Source organism: Massilia yuzhufengensis, from assembly GCF_900112225.1.
GTDB classification, from domain to species: domain Bacteria; phylum Pseudomonadota; class Gammaproteobacteria; order Burkholderiales; family Burkholderiaceae_D; genus Telluria; species Telluria yuzhufengensis.
The window spans coordinates 49,472-66,314 of the sequence record NZ_FOLD01000018.1 but is presented as its reverse complement, the minus strand read 5'-3'; the positions used below and the strand labels follow the sequence as shown (position 1 = coordinate 66,314).

Sequence of the window (16,843 nt, the reverse complement as noted above, 5' to 3'; positions counted from 1 at the left end):
AAGGCGCCTTGCAGAATTTCCGATTTCGGTTAATACTGTATGCAAGTACAGTGGTTTTCAGGTGGGCAGGGCCAGCAGCTTCTGGAAGGTCGCCACCAGGTGGCGGTCGGCCACAGGCTTGTCGAGCAGGCCGCGTACCCCTGCATCGCGGGCGCGCAGGCTGTCGTATTTAAAGGATTGCCCGACCAGGAAGAGCACGGCGGTGCGGCTCGCGCCCTCCTGCGATTTGATGGCGCTGCTCAAGCTGTACGATTCGACGCCGATGGCGCAGGTATTGATCATCACGAGGGAAACCGGCGTTTCGTCGCACAGGCGCACGGCGGCGCGTGTGCTGTCGGTCCATTCCACCGGGCGGCTGAAGCCGGGCCGGGGGCTGGCGGCGAGCCGGGTATCGACCACGCGCGCCACGTGGTCGCGGAAGGCGCCGCCCTTGTCGATGATCAGCACGGCGCCGTCCGGCGGTCCCTGCCGCATGCGCTGGTAATGGGCCGGGGCTTCGGTATCGGGCCCCAGCCTGGGCCTTCGTCGCCGCTCCGGGCAACATCGCTCGCCGCGCGCTGCCTGTGCCGCCAGTGCCTGCACCCGTTCGTCGAGCAGGTCGGCCAGGGCATGGTAGAGGCGAGCGGCATCGACCGGGCGCGGTAGCGTGCGGCGGGTGCTGGCGCCATCGCCGCCGATCAGCAGAATCGGCTGCAGCGTACCGGCGGGCAGGCAAGCCAGCCGCGCCAGCGCAGCGGGGTTGCCACCGTCGGCAAGATACAGGTCGGGCTCTTGCAAACTGTCGTCGTGCAGGCAAAAATACGACGGCCCCGTACGGGGGGCTTGCGCGAGCAGGCTTCCGAGCTGTACGCATTCAGCCGGTGCGAACCCGACCAGGCGGACGGTGAACGGATATCTGGGTGCGTGCATCGCTTTTCCAGCCTTTCCATAACAAATCCGGGTCGATCGTCTTAATCTAGCACAAGGGTGCGGACTAACAAGCACGTTTGGCATTTTCCAAAAATGCCAAATTTTTCCGCCTGACAAGATAGAATGCGCAAGCATTGAATTTAAGAAAATCAGCATGGCCTCCAAGAAACCCGCATCCGACTACAGCGAATCATCCATCCGCGTCCTCAAAGGACTCGAGCCCGTCAAACAGCGTCCGGGCATGTATACCCGCACCGAGAATCCGCTGCACATCATCCAGGAAGTGATCGACAACGCCTCGGATGAAGCGCTGGGCGGACACTGCAAGAACATCGCCGTCACCATGAACACCGACGGCTCCGTCACGGTCGAGGACGATGGCCGTGGCATCCCGGTTGGACTGCATCCGGAAGAAGGGGTTTCCACGGTCGAAATCGTGTTCACCCGCCTGCACGCGGGCGGCAAGTTCGACAAGGGCTCCGGCGGCGCCTACGCGTTCTCGGGCGGCCTGCACGGGGTTGGCGTGTCCGTCACCAATGCGCTGTCGACACGCCTGGAGATCACGGTCTGGCGCAAGGAAGACAACGGCAACGGCGTGCACGACCTGGTGTTCGCGGCCGGCGACGTGATCGAACCGCTCACCTCGCGTCCGGCGGAGCGGGGCGGCAAGAAGAACGGCACCCGCGTCACCGCCTGGCCGGACGCGAAGTACTTCGATTCGCCCAACATTCCCCTCGGCGACATGCAGCGCCTGCTGCGCTCCAAGGCCGTGCTGCTGCCGGGCGTGACCGTCACCCTCACCAACCAGAAGACCGGCGACGTGCAGACCTGGCGCTACGACGAAGGCCTGCGCGGCTATCTCACCGAAGCGCTGGCGCAAAGCTCGAGCGGCCAGACCGTGATCCCGCTGTTCGAGGGCGCGCAGTACGCCCCGGCCGGGGACGAAGGTTTCGCCGAAGGCGAAGGCGCGGCCTGGGTCGTGGCCTGGACCGAAGAAGGCGGCGTGGTGCGCGAGTCCTACGTCAACCTGATCCCGACCGTGAGCGGCGGCACCCACGAATCCGGCCTGCGCGACGGCCTGTTCGGCGCCGTGAAAAGCTTCGTCGAGATGCACTCGCTGCTGCCGAAAGGCGTCAAGCTGCTGCCGGAAGACGTGTTCGCGCGCGTCTCCTTCGTGTTGTCCGCCAAGGTGCTGGACCCGCAGTTCCAGGGCCAGACCAAGGAACGCCTGAATTCGCGCGACGCGGTGAAACTGGTCTCCACCTTCACCCGCCCGCCGCTGGAATTGTGGCTGAACCAGCACGTCGAATACGGCAAGAAGCTCGCTGAACTGGTCATCAAGCAGGCCCAGTCGCGCCTGCGTTCGCTGCAAAAAGTCGAAAAGAAGAAATCCTCCGGCGTGGCCGTATTGCCGGGCAAGCTGACCGACTGCGAATCGACCGACATCACGCGCAACGAACTGTTCCTGGTCGAGGGCGACTCGGCGGGCGGCTCGGCCAAGATGGGCCGCGACAAGGAATTCCAGGCCATCCTGCCGCTGCGCGGCAAGGTGCTCAACTCCTGGGAGACCGACCGCGACCGCCTGTTCGCCAACAACGAGATCCACGACATCGCGGTGGCGATCGGCGTCGACCCGCACGGCGTGGACGACAATCCTGATTTGACCGGCCTGCGCTACGGGAAGATCTGCATCCTGTCCGATGCCGACGTCGACGGCTCGCACATCCAGGTGCTGCTGCTCACGCTGTTCTTCAAGCATTTCCCTGCCCTGTTCAGGAATGGCCACATCTGCGTCGCGCGTCCGCCCCTGTACCGCGTGGACGTGCCGGCGCGCGGCAAGAAGCCGCTGCAAAAGCTGTATGCGCTGGACGAAGGCGAGCTGCTGGCGATCGAGGACAAGCTGACCAAGGAAGGCATGAAGGAGGGCGCCTGGAGCATTTCGCGCTTCAAGGGCCTGGGCGAGATGAACGCGGAACAGCTGTGGGAAACCACCATGAATCCCGACACGCGCCGCCTGCTTCCGGTGTCCTTCGGCCAGTACAACCTGGCCGAATCGGCCTCGCGCTTCAACATGCTGATGGGGAAAGGCGAAGCCGCCGCCCGTCGGGCGTGGCTGGAGGAACATGGGAATGAAACTGAGGCGGACATTTAAGGTTTAGGGCCACTTGGGTCCCGGCCTGCGCCGGGACGACGGTCTTTGGGCCAGCGGCGTTAACACCGTCGTTCCGGCGCAGGCCGGAATCCAAGTTCGTAGCGCAGCCACAGTCCCCCGCAAAGAACCGAACACACAATCATGACGACGCAAGCAAGCCTCTTCGAACAACAACACGAGCCCACCGACGACATCGAGACGCTCACCCTTTCCACCTTCGCCGAGCGCGCCTACCTGGACTACGCCGTCTCAGTGGTCAAGGGCCGCGCGCTGCCGGACGTGGCCGACGGCCAGAAGCCGGTCCAGCGCCGCATCATGTACTCGATGCACGAGCTGGGACTGGGCCATACCGCCAAGCCGCGCAAGTCGGCCACCGTGGTCGGCGACGTGCTGGGTAAACTCCACCCGCACGGCGACCAGTCGGTCTACGACGCGCTGGTGCGCATGGCGCAGGACTTTTCGCTGCGCTACCCGCTGATCGACGGCCAGGGTAACTTCGGCTCGCGCGACGGCGACGGCGCCGCGGCGATGCGCTACACCGAAGCGCGCCTGACACCGGTGTCGCGCCTGCTGCTCGATGAACTCGACATGGGCACGGTGGACTTCCAGCCGAACTACGACGGTTCCACCACCGAACCGCGCCAGCTGCCGGCGCGCCTGCCGATGGTGCTGCTCAATGGCGCCTCGGGCATCGCGGTCGGCATGGCCACCGAGATCCCGTCGCACAACCTGCGCGAAGTGGCGGCTGCTACGGTAGCGCTGATCCGCAACCCGAAGATGTCGCACGCCGAGCTGATGGCCATGATCCCGGGCCCGGACTTCCCGGGCGGCGGCCAGATCATCACCCCGGCCTCGACCATCGCCGACATGTATGCGACCGGCCGCGGCTCGATGAAGGTGCGGGCACGCTGGATCATCGAAGACCTGGCGCGTGGCCAGTGGCAGCTGGTGGTCACCGAACTGCCGCCGGGCACCTCGTCCCAGCGCGTGCAGGAAGAGATCGAAGAGATCACCAACCCGAAGGTCAAGGCCGGCAAGAAGGCCCTGCTGCCCGAGCAGCTGGCGCTGAAGCAGTCCTTCGGTTTCGCGCTCGACAAGATGCGCGACGAATCCGGCCGCGAAGCGGCGGTGCGCCTGGTGTTCGAGCCGAAATCGAAAAACCAGGACAAGGGCGAATTCGCGCTGATGTTGCTGGCTAATACCTCGCTCGAGACCTCGAACCCGATCAACCTGGTGATGATCGGCGGCGATGGCCGTCCGCGCCAGAAGGGCCTGACCGACATCCTGCAGGAGTGGGTCGACTTCCGCTTCGTGACGGTGCGGCGCCGGACCGAATTCAAGCTGGGCAAGGTCAACGACCGCATCCACATCCTGGAAGGCCGCGAGACGGTCCTGCTGAACATCGACAAGGTGATCGCGATCATCCGCAATTCGGACGAGCCGAAAGCCGCGCTGATCGAGGAATTCCGCCTGTCCGAGCGCCAGGCCGAGGACATCCTCGAGATCCGCCTGCGCCAGCTGGCGCGCCTGGAGGCGATCAAGATCCAGCAGGAGCTGGCCGAGCTGCGTTCGGAGAAGGAAAAGCTCGAGGACATCCTGGAAAACCCGTCGACCATGAAGCGCCTGATCATCCGCGAGATCGAAGCCGACGCGAAACAATACGGCGACGAGCGCCGCACCGTGATCGAGGAAGCCGAGCGCGCCGTGGCCGAACAGAAGGTCATCGACGAGCCGGTGACGGTGATCGTGTCCGAAAAAGGCTGGGTGCGCGCGCGCACCGGCATCGGCCACGACCCGGCGCAGTTCACCTTCAAGGCCGGCGACTCGCTGCAAAACGCCTTCGAGTGCCGCACCGTCGATTCCCTGATCGGCATCGGCAGCAACGGCAAGGCCTTCTCGGTGCCGGTGGCCGCGCTGCCCGGCGCGCGCGGCGACGGCGTGCCGATCACCACCCTGCTCGACTTGTCGGGCGGCGTGCGGATCCTGCACTACTTCGCCGGCAACCCGGACACCCGCCTGCTGCTGGCATCGTCGAACGGCTTCGGCTTCATCGCCAAGGCCGGCGACATGGTCAGCCGCCTCAAGGGCGGCAAGTCCTTCATCACCCTCGACGACGGCGCCGTGCCGCTGCCGCCGCGGATCGTGCTGGACAATACCGGCGCGATCGCCTGCCTGTCCGAAAAGGGACGCGTGCTGGTGTTCGGCATGGACGAGATGAAGGTGCTGACCAATGGCGGCCGCGGCGTGATCCTGATGGAGCTGGAGCCGAAGGAAACCCTGCTGGCGGCGCAGCCGATCACCCAGAAGGGCGTCAACGTCATCGGCACCTGGGCCGGCTCCAAGCCACGCACGGTGGAGCTGTTTGCTTCAAGCCTGGAGCCACACTTCGGCAAGCGCGCGCGCAAGGGCAAGCCGCTGTCGGCCAAGTTGAAGGCGCAGGATCTGGCGATGCGGGTGACGGAGGGGGAAGCGGCGAAGGCTGCTTGAATGTAAACGCCGGCTGAACGCCGGCGTTTTTTTGTTTGTTCGTTCGTCGTTCGTGGTGCGAGCGCACGGTTGCGGCCTGCATCGAACCTGGGTGAATACTACATAGCGCAAAATAAAAACGCCGACCCCAAAAGGCCGGCGTTTCTATCAAAGCACTACGAACTTAGTGCTTCGCAGCCGCCTTGTGCACTTCCGCCGTAGCTTCAGCGCGCGCCTGCTCGGTCTTGGCTGCAGCGGTGGCCTTGTCGGCCGCCGCTTCGACCTGGGTCTTGAGCAGCTTCTCGTCGGCCTTGATCATCTTCTTGTCCGCCTTCAAGGTCGCGTCGGCGATCTTTTCTTCGGCCTTGGCGGAGGCTTTCGCGCGGTCTTCCGGATCGGCCTTGGCGACCTTCGCGGCTGCTTCAGCCTGGGTTTCGGCGGCCTTGTTGTAGGCTTTCACCTTCTTCTCGTTGGCATCGGCCGCGGCCTTGCTCACTTTCGCGTCCGCCTTGGTGGCGACCTTCAGTTCCTTCGACTCGGCCTTGGTGATGTCCTTGGTCGCTTCGGCTTCCGCTTTCACGACGGCCTTGGTGGCGGCCGGGGTGGTGGTGGTCTGGGCGGTGGCGGCGGTGGCGAACAGGCCGGCGATGAGGGTGGCGATCAGTTTGTTCATGATGGTTTCCTTTCAGTGGGTCTGGGGCAGATCGATTCGTCTGCGAAATAATTTTTCTGTGACAACGACTCCAGAATATTCCGCTGCACGGCCGAGGTCTGTTACCCACCCCACTTAGACCCGTGCCAAGTTGTAAGCAAACTTTACTGTCGAGCTGGCCCCGCATACAGGTCGATGATGTCGGTGATCCCGTCCTGGCACACCGGACAGAACGCCTCGCTGCGGTCGAACATCAGGCACTGCATCGTGGGCCGGTAGTATCCGCTGGCTTCATAGTTCGCGCCTTCGAACGCGCCGACGTCGTGGCGGTGCGGCTTGCCGGCAAATAAAGCTTCAGTGGCGCGCAGGTCTTCGCGGAACAGCGCGTTCATTTCCGATTCCGGACGATTCGCCGCGCGCAGTGCCGCGCGCTTCTTCTGGTAGGCGCGCGAGGCTTCTTCATATTCCGCCTTCGGCCACGGCGTCGGCAACGGCGTGCCGGCCTTCACGTGGCGCTTCCACTTGATGCTGGCCGCATCGCGCAGCGCGGTCACGTTCGGTTCCCACGGCTCCACGCGGGTACTGGCGGCCGCGTAGGCCACCGGCGAGGTGTAGTACTCGTCGGCCAGGCCCGCGAAGTGGTGGCCGAATTCGTGCACGAACAGGTAGTTGGCCCACGCGTTGCCGGCCGCCGCGGTACTGAACTGGCCGAAGATGCCGCCACCGCCATAGGTCTCGTTATTGACCAGGATTTCGATGAATTCATACGGCGCATGCTGGGCGATCTCGCGCAGCGCGCGGTTGTCCAGCGTGAGCACGTAGCGCTCGCTGCCAAAGATGTCGTAGCGCGTGCCCAGCGGCGACGCGTGGTGCACGCCAGTGGAGGGGCGGCTGATGCCCGATTCGCCCGTAGGCACAGCCAGCGCCCACACATTGAAGTCTTTTGCGCGCTCGCGGAAGGGCGAGACCGTGAACAGGTGCCTGGTCAGGCGCCGTGCGTCCGCCTCGAACTTCTTCATGTCGGCGGCGGTGTAGCCATCGCCCATGATCAGCAGGTCGACCTTGTCCGGCGAAGGGCCGCTCACGTGGATCGGGATCGGCTTGGCTGGCAGCGCAGGCTGCTGCTTCACGACGTCCTGCGCCTCGGTATCCACGTCCACGCTCCAGGCCACCGAAAACCCGTTGCGCTCGTCGCGCTTGAGGATGCGCACACGCACCGGGCGGTCTGGTTTCGGAAAGCGCACGGACTCCTCGAAACTGCGGCTGATCTTGTTCGCCTCGTCGGTCGTGCGCCACTCGCCGAAGATGGTCGAGAAGCCGCGCGAGTACAGCAGGTCTCCGGTCTTGGCGTCGACCACCTCGACCCGGTTCTGGCCACGGTCGGTCGCGTCCAGCTGGCGCGCCGTGTTGCCGGGCCAGGGCAGCGGTTCGATGACGACGCGCGCCAGCGCGTAGTGCTCATTGAGCGCATTGCCGCTGTGGGCATAGTCGACGCGGACGGTGGCCGGCTGGGCGGCATGGGCGCTGGCTGCGGCGGCGGCCAGCGCCAGCACGGCGGCCAGGAATCGGAAGGCGAAGCGGGTCATGGATGGTCCTCATGCTGGAAGAACGTCCATTGTACTGCCGGGTTGTGGCGCGATGGCTTACCTGGCGGCGTCCGCGGCCCGGTACTGGTACAGCGGGCGCGGCACGACGATGGGCCGGATGTCGAGCCGCATGTTGTAGACCGAGTACTGCTCGGTAAGCAGGGAGACGTAGCCGACGCTGTCGCCCGTGCGGGTGAGCTTGAACTCGAAACCGAGGTCGGGCTGCACGCCATTGGGGCTGTCGAGCGACAGGCCGATGGCTTCGGACTGGTCGCTGTCGATGAGCCGGGCCATCAGGTCGACCACCGTGGTGTTGCCGAGGATGTCGGCCGAGAACAGCGGCTCGCGGAAATAGGGCTTGGCCGGGTCGATCTTGTTGTCCAGTTTATCCGCGGAGGGCGTGAATGCGTGGGTGACCAGGTTGAAGCGGTCGCCGTTGTCCAGGTAGCTCAGGCGCACGTTGCTGACATTGAGCGGGCCGTCCTGCGGCACCGCCTTCGACAGATCGACCAGCAGCGCGCCGCGGTAGCCGATGACCTCGACTTCGCGGTTCGGGCCCACCACCATGGCGGTGTTCTCGTCGATGCCCAGGCCCAGCTTGTAGCCTTTCTTGAGCATCGCCGGCACCATGCGCGCGAAGCGGCCGCGCACCAGCAGGTGCTGGTCGATGAAGACGTCTTCGCCAATGAAGCCCAGGCCCGGCGCGATCTCCTTGCCGTCGTCCAGGCCCAGCTTGAGCGTGGCCAGCACCGGTTTGGGATGGCCGAACATGGTGCTGCTCATGATGGCCGCGCCCGCGCTGGAGCCGGCGATGACGCCGCCGCGCCGGTACATATCCCATAGCGCGTCGAGCATGCGGGTGTTGCTGCCGTCTTCGCGCCGCAGCGCGCGCGTGATGCGGCCCTGGTCGCCGCCGGCGAAGTAGGCGCCGCCGGCCGAGCGCACCGCGTCGGCCAGCGCGGCATCGTCGGCCGCGGCCTGGTAGTCGGTGCCGGACAGGGTGACGGCGACCGGCACGAAGAAGGCCCTGGCGCCGTACTGGTTGAAACGGTTGACCAGCAATTGGCCGGTTTTTGCGGGATTGGCGGAAGCGGAAGCGAAGACGGCGATACGGGCGCCCTTGCCGCCTGCGAGCTGGACCATGCGCTCCCAGACCGGGGCATTGTCGCCACGCAGCGCGCCGCCGATGATGACGAGCGAGCCCTTGGGCTGGGCTGCTTGCGCAGCCGCGAGGGACGGGCTCGCCAGCAGGGCCAGGGCAAGCAATGCATGCACGACAACACGGACGGCGACCTGAAGCATACGGCTTCCTTCTCGGTTCAGACTATCGTAAGCCTGATTCCAGAAGGCCGTCGCCGTGTTGAGTATGCTCAGGACAAATATATGTTCGGAAAGTAGCGTTCCATCAGGGTCTCGGGGCGCTGGGGCGCGGTGAAGCCGAAGCGCTCGTACAGGCTGTGGGAATCGGTGGTGGCAAGGGTAAAGCGGCGCAGCTTCTGCAGGCTGGGGTGGCGCAGCACGACCCCAACCAGCTGCTTGCCGTAGCCGCGGCCGCGGAATTCCGGCACCACGAACACGTCGACCAGGTTGGCGAAGGTCGCGAAATCGGTGATGACGCGCGCGAAGGCAATCTGGCGCCCGTCGAGGTAGCCGCCGAAGCACAGCGAATTCTCGATGGCCCGCTCGACCACCGGCCGGGAAATCCCGACCGCCCAAGTGGACTGCTCGCTCAGGAAGCGGTAGATCATCGGGATGTCCAGCTGCGTCTGGTCGGTACTGACCTGGAAGCTCGAATCGTTGGTAATCATGGCACCTGGGAATCTGGCTTAAAAGTCAATTCTAGCGCTGTTTGCACAGTGCATAACATTCAATTGAAACCACCTGTGCGCTGTCCCGCCTTTGCACCTCAGCCGTTGCGCAGGTAGCGTTCGGGCAGCTGCAGTTTCGCGTCTTCGGCACGCCAGATCAGGCTCAGCACGTACCAGCGCTTGCCGTCGTGGACCAGCTGGATGCTGTTGACGCCGCGCATGAACGGCTTGGCGTCGGTCGGCGCATGGCGCGCTTCATAGGTGCTGAACACGTGGGCCACCTGACCGAACACTTCGGTGGTGCGCGCCAGCTCGGTTTCAAAGAAACCGCTCGTGGCGAAGGCCTTGGTGTTGCGCACGATGTAGTCCTCGGGCGTCATGGTGCGCAGCGGATAGCTGCCGTCGGGACGCATGCCGACCGACCCCATGCGGGCCTCCGGCGCGAACAGCGAACGCATGCGGTCCCAGTCGCGCGGCGCGCCGGCCGGGCCGGAGATCACGTCGTAGACGGCGGCGACGATGGCGTCGATCGAGGCGACGTCGGCGGCGCGGGCGGCCGGGATGCTGGCGGCGGCGGGCGCGGCCGGCGCCGCCACCGCGGTCGGCGTCGCGGCTTGCTGCGCCATCGCCACCGGTGCGCAGGCCAGCGCCACCAATGCCGCCGCCAAAACCAGCTGGACCAATCGTTTCATGTCTCCCCCTATTGTTATCATTTGGTGAATATGTGGCCCATCATCATGCATTTCCTGGCGCTTGTCACCCACCACGGATGGGGGTTGGGCGAAGGCTTTATAATCGTGGGATACCAATAGGGATCCCACCATGACCGAACAATTCTCCAAGAAAGCCGAAGCCTGGTCGGCGCGCTTCTCCGAACCTGTCTCCGATCTCGTCAAGCGCTACACCGCCTCGGTGTTCTTCGACAAGCGCCTGGCCCCCTTCGACATCCAGGGCTCGCTGGCCCACGCCGAGATGCTGGCGGCGCAAGGCATCATCAGCGCGCAGGACCGTGCCGAGATCGAGCGCGGCATGGCCCAGATCAAGGGCGAGATCGAGGCCGGCAGTTTCGAATGGCTGCTGGACCTCGAAGACGTGCACTTGAATATCGAAAAGCGCCTCACCGAACTGGTGGGCGACGCCGGCAAGCGTCTGCACACCGGCCGTTCGCGCAACGACCAGGTGGCCACCGATATCCGCCTGTACGTGCGCGCGGCGATCGACGACATCGTGGTGCTGCTGGGCAGCCTGCGCGGCGCCCTGACCGACCTGGCCGAGCGCCATGTCGATACCATCATGCCGGGCTTCACCCACCTGCAGGTGGCGCAACCGATCACCTTTGGCCACCACATGCTGGCCTACGTCGAGATGTTCGGCCGCGACGCCGAACGCATGCTCGACGCGCGCCGCCGCGTGAACCGCCTGCCGCTGGGCGCCGCCGCCCTGGCCGGCACCACCTTCCCGATCGACCGCCTGCGCGTGGCCAAGACCCTGGGCTTCGACGACGTGTGCCACAACTCGCTCGACGCCGTGTCGGACCGCGATTTCGCGATCGAGTTCACGGCAGCGGCATCCCTGATCATGATGCACGTCTCGCGCTTCTCGGAAGAACTGGTCATGTGGATGAGCCCGCGCATCGGCTTCATCGACATCGCCGACCGCTTCTGCACCGGCTCGTCGATCATGCCGCAAAAGAAAAACCCGGACGTGCCGGAACTGGCGCGCGGCAAGACCGGTCGCGTGTATGGCCACCTGACCGGCCTGCTGGTCCTGATGAAAGGCCAGCCGCTGGCCTACAACAAGGACAACCAGGAAGACAAGGAACCGCTGTTCGACACCATCGACACCGTGCTTGATACCTTGCGCATCTTCGCCGACATGGCGGGCGGCATCACGGTGAAGGCCGAGAACATGCGCGCGGCAGCCCTGCAGGGTTACGCGACGGCGACCGACCTGGCCGATTACCTGGTCAAGAAGGGCCTGCCGTTCCGCGATGCGCACGAAGCCGTGGCGCATGCGGTGCGGGCCTGCGATACGGCGCGCTGCGATTTGTCGGAAATGTCGCTGGAACAGCTGCGCGCGTTCTCGCCGCTGATCGAGCAGGATGTGTTTGCCGTGCTGACGCTGGAAGGCTCGGTGGCGGCGCGCGATCACGTCGGCGGCACGGCGCCGAACCAGGTGCGCAAGGCGATCGAGCGCGTGCGCAAGCAATTGGCGGAATAAATCGCCGCCCCTTGCACTCCCGTAGGGTGGTCGGCTGGGCCGACCGCGCGTTCAAACCTGGCTGACATTGACGCATCGTCGATTCTTGCGCTGGTTGAACGCGCGGGCGGGAAACCCGCCCACCCACCTATTCCCCTCGCTTTTCCCGGCCCCGCTGGCGCGCTTCCTTGTTGAGCGTCTTCCACCTGGATCGCTCGGCAATCCTGTCCAGCGCCGTCTGCTCCGCCCTTCTCACCTCCCGCAACAGCTTGCGATAGTTCTGCAGCCTGTCCGCATCCACCACGCCCCGCACCGCGCATCCCGGCTCGCTTTCATGGCGGCAGTCGCGGAACTGGCATTGGTCGGCCAGTGCGGCGATATCGTTGAACGACATGTCCAGGTCATCCTCATCCGCATCCGGCTGCCACGCGCGCAAGCCCGGCGTATCGATGATGCAGGCGCCGCCCGGGCAGCGATGCAGCGAGCGCACCGTGGTCGTGTGGCGGCCGCGGTCGTCGCCGTGGCGGGTGCCCCCGGTGGCCTGGCTGCTGCTGGCGAGCGCATTGGTGAGCGTGGACTTGCCGACGCCCGAGGAGCCCAGCAGCACCAGGGTCTGCCCTGCCCCCAGCCACGGCGCCAGCACGCCCGCATCGTCCTGCGCGGCCGGCACCAGGTTCAACGCCGGCACGTCGTCGGGGATGCGCTGGCGCAGTTGCGCGATCTTTTGCGCGGCGTCGCTGCCGATATCGGGCTTGGTCAGGACCATCACGGGCGCCACGCCGCAGGCGCGTACCAGGGCGATATAGCGCTCCATCCTGCGTGGATTGAAGTCGTTGTCCAGGCCCATCAGCAGCAAGGCCGTGTCGACGTTGCTGGCCAGCAGCTGGCGGCCCGAGGGCGTGCGCCGGGAAAGCTGGGTAGTCGGGGCTAGCGTGCTGTCGATCCAGTATTCGCCGCGGTTGAGGGTGTTCAGCACCCAGTCGCCGACCACGGGCTGGCCGCTGGCAACGAAGCGCGGGCAACGCGCGGGGAAGGCCTCATGGCCGTCGTCCAGCATCAGCACGTCGCGCTGCACCGAGGTGACGCGAGCGAGGCGCTGTTGCGGCGATGCCGCCGCCAGTTGGGAAACGAAGTGTTGGGTAAAGCCGATCCGGTGCAGGGCCGGGAAATCGAAGTCGATCATGACGATGGTAGATTCCAGTTCGATGGCGCAACAGGCGTGCGCAGGCAGCCGCGCTATTGGCGCGGCAAGGTCAAGGAATGGAAGGTCGGCGCGCTAACGCGCCCGGTGCATCGTCGTGCTACGGCGTGGTGCTGGACGAGCGGATCAGGCGGCCGACCGGAGGGCGGTATCAGGCTGGTTCATGTGATGGCTCCTCGAATCGGTGAAGGGATTGGTAGTCTGGCAGTGAGCGTTCGCGGCGTCAAGGGCCGGTGGGACTGGCCTGTGGGGCGAGGCACATGGGCCATTTGCGCTATGCTGTTTCTTTCCTGTCAACGACGAGACCGCACCCGTGAGCCCGACCAATCCCACCGTCCTGCCTTCGCGCGAATACGAGGCTTTCCTGTTCGACATGGACGGCACTATCCTGACGTCAATCAAGTCCGCCGAACGGGTCTGGACCGCCTGGGCCATCCGCCACGGGCTCGACCCTGTCAGCTTCGTGCCGACCATCCACGGCAAGCGCACCGAAGACAGCATCCGCGCGCTCGGCCTGCCGGGGGTCGATCCGGTGGCCGAGGCGCTGGGCATTGCCCTGGCAGAGATCGACGACGTCGCCGACATCGAAGAGATCGCCGGCGTCGGACGCTTCCTGGCCAGCCTGCCGCTCGAGCGCTGGGCCATCGTCACCTCGGCCTCGCGCGCGCTGGCCACGGCCCGCATCGCTGCCGCCGGGCTGCCCTTGCCGCCGCTGCTGGTGTCGGCCGATGATGTGAAGCGCGGCAAGCCGGCGCCGGATCCCTTCCTGCTGGGCGCCAAGCTGCTGGGCGTGACACCGCAAAACTGCCTGGTCTTCGAAGACACGACGATCGGCCTGGCGGCAGCGGAAGCGGCCGGCATGGACAGCGTCGTGGTGACGGCCACGCATACCCATCCGGTCGAGACGCTGTCGGCCGGCGTGCCCGACTACGCCGACCTGGAAGCCGTGCGCACCGGGAATGGCTTGCTGCAAGTGCGCCGCAAGGCCATGTAGTACAGAAGGAGGAAAGCATGCAGCGCTACCGGGACCTCAGCGGCGAATCCGGCGTCGTCGCCTATGACATCGGCGATGGCGCGATCACGGTCAAGTTCCGTGACGGCGAGCGCTATCTCTACACCGCAGAGAGTGCGGGTGCAGAAAACATTGCCACGATGCAGGAACTAGCCCGCGCAGGAAGCGGGCTGTCGACCTTCATCAGCCGGCATGTCAGGGACGGCTACGCGCGCAAGCTGGACTAGCCGCGCGGCGGGTAGGGCGTGCCATCCTTGCGCGTGTATGCCTCGGTGGCGTTGTCGTAGCGCAGGTCGACGTCCGGATACGACGCCACGTCTTCCTTCACCCGCGATCCGACACACAGGAACACGCCCGGGCCCCAGCCACGGTTGACGAGGTTGTGGCCATTCGGCCTGCCCGCCGGAAACGCCGCGCAGTCCCCTGCCCGCATGATGGTCTCGCCTTCGTCGGTGACCAGCACCAGCTCGCCCGACACCATCATGACGAACTCGTCTTCATGCGAATGCCAGTGGCGCTGCGACGAGGCCGCGCCGGGCTGCAGCTCGACCAGGTTGGCGCCGAACTGGCTCAGTCCACCGGCGTCGCCCAGCGCTTGCCGGCTGCGTCCGTCCACCAGTTCGGCGAACGGTTCCGGATAGCCGGTACCTTTCACTACGGGAATGCTGCTCAGGTCCAGTCTCGCCATGCCAAGGTCTCCTTGATTGGTCGCGGCCTAGCCGCGTTTTTGTACCAGCGTCAGGATATCGTAACTCGCCACCAGTTCGTCGTGTTGATTCGTCACCTGCACGTCCCAGGCCACCACGCCCTGGCCACGCCCCTGCTCGTCAACGCGGTTGCGGTCGACCTTGCGCTTGCAGGTCAGGCGCGCGCGGATGGTGTCGCCGATGGCCACCGGCGCCACGAAGCGCAGGTTGTCCAGGCCATAGTTGGCCAGCACCGGGCCCGGGGCCGGCGACACGAACAGGCCGGCCGCCGCCGACAGCACGAAGTAGCCGTGCGCAATGCGCTTGCCGAACTGGGTGTCCCTGGCTGCGATGTCGTCGAAGTGCATGTAGAAGTAGTCGCCCGACACGCCGCCGAAGTTGACGATGTCGGCCTCGCTCACGGTGCGGCGGTGGGTCAGCAGCGAGTGGCCAATCTCGAGGTCTTCGAAATGGCGGCGGAACGGATGCAGCTCGCTTTCCTTCACGGCGCCGCCGCGCACGTATTCGCCGGTCACGGCGCCCAGCATGGTCGGCGAGCCCTGGACGGCGGCGCGCTGCAGGAAGTGCTTGACGGCGCGGATGCCGCCCAGCTCTTCACCGCCACCGGCGCGGCCCGGACCACCGTGCTTGAGCTGCGGCAGCGGCGAGCCGTGGCCGGTGGAATCGACTGCCGATTCCCGGTCGAGGATGTGGACGCGGCCGTGCGAGGCGGCGGCCACCGGCACCGCGTAGGCGGCAATGGCCGGGTCTTTCGTCACCAGGGTGGTCACCAAACTACCCTTGCCGCGTGCGGCCAGCTCCAGGGCTTCGTCGATGCCGCTGTAGGTCATCAGGGTGCTGACCGGGCCGAAGGCTTCGACGTCGTGCACGGCGTCGTTGACCATCGCGTTGCGGCACAGGAGTAAAGTAGGCGCGAAGAAGGCGCCGCCGGCGACACCTTCGCCCACCGGCTTGAAGCCGTCGCGGGCGCTGAACAGGACTTCATTGCCGCGCGCGAGCATCTCGACCCGCTCGGTCACGTCGCGGTGCTGGTCCATCGAGGCCAGCGCGCCCATGCGCACGCCTTCCATCTTCGGATTGCCCACCGTGATTTTGGCCAGGCGTTCGCGCAGGCGCTGGCCGACGGCGTCCACATGCTGCTCCGGCACGATGACGCGGCGGATCGCCGTGCACTTCTGGCCGGCCTTGCCGGTCATCTCGCGCGCGACTTCTTTCACGAACAGGTCGAATTCAGGATCGTCGGGGGTGACGTCGGGCGCGAGGATGGCGCAGTTGAGCGAGTCGGCTTCGGCGGTGAACGGGACCGATTCGCGGATCAGGTTCGGGTTGGCGCGCAGCTTGGCGGCGGTGTCGGCCGAGCCGGTGAAGGTGACGGCGTCGAAGCCGCCCAGGCGGTCGAGCAGGTCGCCGGTACTGCCGATGACCAGCTGCAGCGCGCCTTCCGGCAGCAGGCTAGATTCCATCATCATCTTGACGGTGGCATGGGTCAGGTAGCTGGTAGCGGTGGCCGGCTTGACGATGCAGGGCATCGCGGCCAGGAAGCTCGGCGCGAATTTTTCCAGCATGCCCCAGATCGGGAAGTTGAAGGCATTGATGTGCACCGCCAGGCCGCCGCGCGGCACCAGGATGTGGGTGCCGGAGAAGCCGCCGCGCTTGCCCAGGGCGATGGCCGGGCCTTCATGCAGCACATTCGACGAGGGTAGTTCGCGCGAACCCATGCTGGCATAGGCGAACAGCGTGCCGATGCCGCCTTCGACGTCGACCCAGCTGTCAGGCCGGGTGGCGCCGGTAAGGTGGGAGATCTCGTACAGCTCTTCCTTGCGCTCCATCATGTAGAGGGCCAGGGCCTTGAGGACCTGGGCGCGCTTTTGGAAATCGAGCTGCATCAGCTGCTTCACGCCGGTCTTGCGGGCGTAGGTGATGGCTTCGCTGAAGTCGATCTTTTCGGCGTGGGTGTGGAAGATCAGGTCGTTATTCAGCGCGCTGTGCAGCGGGGTGAATGCTTCAGCGCCGTGCCAGCGGCCGGCGATCAGGCTTTGCAGGGTTGCGATGTTGCCCATGTTGTAAGTCTCCGTTCAGTTGTCTTTTCAGTCCACCACCAGCCCCAAAACCGTCGTCCCGGCGCAGGCCGGGACCCAAGGTTTTCGCATG

The 16,843-nt window shown here is 65.6% G+C and carries 14 protein-coding genes; 5 read left to right on the top strand and 9 right to left on the bottom strand.

Features of this window, described 5'->3' with window-relative positions:
* Window positions 1-57 precede the first annotated feature (57 nt).
* Window positions 58-909, bottom strand: a complete 852-nt coding sequence (locus tag BM031_RS15355) for a response regulator (RefSeq protein WP_229408926.1) — start codon at window positions 907-909, stop codon at window positions 58-60.
* Window positions 910-1,063: 154 nt separating this feature from the next.
* On the opposite strand from BM031_RS15355, the gene BM031_RS15350 reads away from it, so the two are divergent.
* Window positions 1,064-3,061 carry a DNA topoisomerase IV subunit B gene (locus tag BM031_RS15350; RefSeq protein ID WP_091875434.1) on the top strand — a complete coding sequence of 666 codons (1,998 nt, stop codon included), beginning with the start codon at window positions 1,064-1,066 and terminating at the stop codon, window positions 3,059-3,061.
* 141 nt (window positions 3,062-3,202) lie between these two features.
* Window positions 3,203-5,548, top strand: coding sequence for a DNA topoisomerase IV subunit A (gene parC / locus BM031_RS15345; RefSeq protein WP_091875433.1), 2,346 nt, complete (start codon window positions 3,203-3,205; stop codon window positions 5,546-5,548).
* A 163-nt stretch (window positions 5,549-5,711) separates the two neighbouring features.
* Here parC and BM031_RS15340 read toward each other — a convergent pair whose 3' ends face one another.
* The 5 genes from BM031_RS15340 to BM031_RS15320 all read right to left on the bottom strand — a co-directional run bounded on the left by BM031_RS15340 (window position 5,712) and on the right by BM031_RS15320 (window position 10,265).
* Window positions 5,712-6,200, bottom strand: coding sequence for a hypothetical protein (locus BM031_RS15340; RefSeq protein ID WP_091875432.1), 489 nt, complete (start codon window positions 6,198-6,200; stop codon window positions 5,712-5,714).
* Window positions 6,201-6,343: 143 nt separating this feature from the next.
* Window positions 6,344-7,765 carry an IgA Peptidase M64 gene (locus BM031_RS15335; RefSeq protein ID WP_091875431.1) on the bottom strand — a complete coding sequence of 474 codons (1,422 nt, stop codon included), beginning with the start codon at window positions 7,763-7,765 and terminating at the stop codon, window positions 6,344-6,346.
* 57 nt (window positions 7,766-7,822) lie between these two features.
* Window positions 7,823-9,067, bottom strand: a complete 1,245-nt coding sequence (locus tag BM031_RS15330; RefSeq protein ID WP_091875430.1) for a cyanophycinase — start codon at window positions 9,065-9,067, stop codon at window positions 7,823-7,825.
* A gap of 68 nt (window positions 9,068-9,135) precedes the next feature.
* Window positions 9,136-9,573, bottom strand: coding sequence for a GNAT family N-acetyltransferase (locus BM031_RS15325; RefSeq protein ID WP_091875429.1), 438 nt, complete (start codon window positions 9,571-9,573; stop codon window positions 9,136-9,138).
* Window positions 9,574-9,671: 98 nt separating this feature from the next.
* Complete coding sequence (locus BM031_RS15320) at window positions 9,672-10,265, bottom strand: hypothetical protein (protein WP_229408925.1); 594 nt, start codon at window positions 10,263-10,265, stop codon at window positions 9,672-9,674.
* A 130-nt stretch (window positions 10,266-10,395) separates the two neighbouring features.
* On the opposite strand from BM031_RS15320, the gene argH reads away from it, so the two are divergent.
* On the top strand, window positions 10,396-11,793 hold the full coding sequence (gene argH / locus BM031_RS15310) for an argininosuccinate lyase (protein ID WP_091875427.1): 1,398 nt from the start codon (window positions 10,396-10,398) through the stop codon (window positions 11,791-11,793).
* A 127-nt stretch (window positions 11,794-11,920) separates the two neighbouring features.
* Here argH and rsgA read toward each other — a convergent pair whose 3' ends face one another.
* On the bottom strand, window positions 11,921-12,955 hold the full coding sequence (gene rsgA, locus BM031_RS15305; RefSeq protein WP_091875426.1) for a ribosome small subunit-dependent GTPase A: 1,035 nt from the start codon (window positions 12,953-12,955) through the stop codon (window positions 11,921-11,923).
* Window positions 12,956-13,286: 331 nt separating this feature from the next.
* On the opposite strand from rsgA, the gene BM031_RS15300 reads away from it, so the two are divergent.
* Complete coding sequence (locus BM031_RS15300) at window positions 13,287-13,967, top strand: HAD-IA family hydrolase (protein ID WP_229408924.1); 681 nt, start codon at window positions 13,287-13,289, stop codon at window positions 13,965-13,967.
* 17 nt (window positions 13,968-13,984) lie between these two features.
* On the top strand, window positions 13,985-14,212 hold the full coding sequence (locus BM031_RS15295) for a hypothetical protein (protein WP_091875425.1): 228 nt from the start codon (window positions 13,985-13,987) through the stop codon (window positions 14,210-14,212).
* On the opposite strand, the gene BM031_RS15290 is transcribed toward BM031_RS15295, so the two are convergent.
* On the bottom strand, window positions 14,209-14,673 hold the full coding sequence (locus BM031_RS15290; protein WP_091875424.1) for a cupin domain-containing protein: 465 nt from the start codon (window positions 14,671-14,673) through the stop codon (window positions 14,209-14,211). The two genes, BM031_RS15295 and BM031_RS15290, sit on opposite strands and share 4 nt — an antisense overlap.
* A gap of 27 nt (window positions 14,674-14,700) precedes the next feature.
* On the bottom strand, window positions 14,701-16,752 hold the full coding sequence (gene paaZ, locus BM031_RS15285) for a phenylacetic acid degradation bifunctional protein PaaZ (protein WP_091875423.1): 2,052 nt from the start codon (window positions 16,750-16,752) through the stop codon (window positions 14,701-14,703).
* Window positions 16,753-16,843: the final 91 nt, after the last annotated feature.

Excerpts from the sequence above, each read along its gene's own strand:
- BM031_RS15355 (WP_229408926.1), bottom strand. The coding sequence starts at position 909 with ATGCACGCACCCAGATATCCGTTCACCGTCCGCCTGGTCGGGTTCGCA.
- BM031_RS15350 (WP_091875434.1), top strand. The coding sequence starts at position 1,064 with ATGGCCTCCAAGAAACCCGCATCCGACTACAGCGAATCATCCATCCGC.
- parC (WP_091875433.1), top strand. The coding sequence starts at position 3,203 with ATGACGACGCAAGCAAGCCTCTTCGAACAACAACACGAGCCCACCGAC.
- BM031_RS15340 (WP_091875432.1), bottom strand. The coding sequence starts at position 6,200 with ATGAACAAACTGATCGCCACCCTCATCGCCGGCCTGTTCGCCACCGCC.
- BM031_RS15335 (WP_091875431.1), bottom strand. The coding sequence starts at position 7,765 with ATGACCCGCTTCGCCTTCCGATTCCTGGCCGCCGTGCTGGCGCTGGCC.
- BM031_RS15330 (WP_091875430.1), bottom strand. The coding sequence starts at position 9,067 with ATGCTTCAGGTCGCCGTCCGTGTTGTCGTGCATGCATTGCTTGCCCTG.
- BM031_RS15325 (WP_091875429.1), bottom strand. The coding sequence starts at position 9,573 with ATGATTACCAACGATTCGAGCTTCCAGGTCAGTACCGACCAGACGCAG.
- BM031_RS15320 (WP_229408925.1), bottom strand. The coding sequence starts at position 10,265 with ATGAAACGATTGGTCCAGCTGGTTTTGGCGGCGGCATTGGTGGCGCTG.
- argH (WP_091875427.1), top strand. The coding sequence starts at position 10,396 with ATGACCGAACAATTCTCCAAGAAAGCCGAAGCCTGGTCGGCGCGCTTC.
- rsgA (WP_091875426.1), bottom strand. The coding sequence starts at position 12,955 with ATGATCGACTTCGATTTCCCGGCCCTGCACCGGATCGGCTTTACCCAA.
- BM031_RS15295 (WP_091875425.1), top strand. The coding sequence starts at position 13,985 with ATGCAGCGCTACCGGGACCTCAGCGGCGAATCCGGCGTCGTCGCCTAT.
- BM031_RS15290 (WP_091875424.1), bottom strand. The coding sequence starts at position 14,673 with ATGGCGAGACTGGACCTGAGCAGCATTCCCGTAGTGAAAGGTACCGGC.
- paaZ (WP_091875423.1), bottom strand. The coding sequence starts at position 16,752 with ATGGGCAACATCGCAACCCTGCAAAGCCTGATCGCCGGCCGCTGGCAC.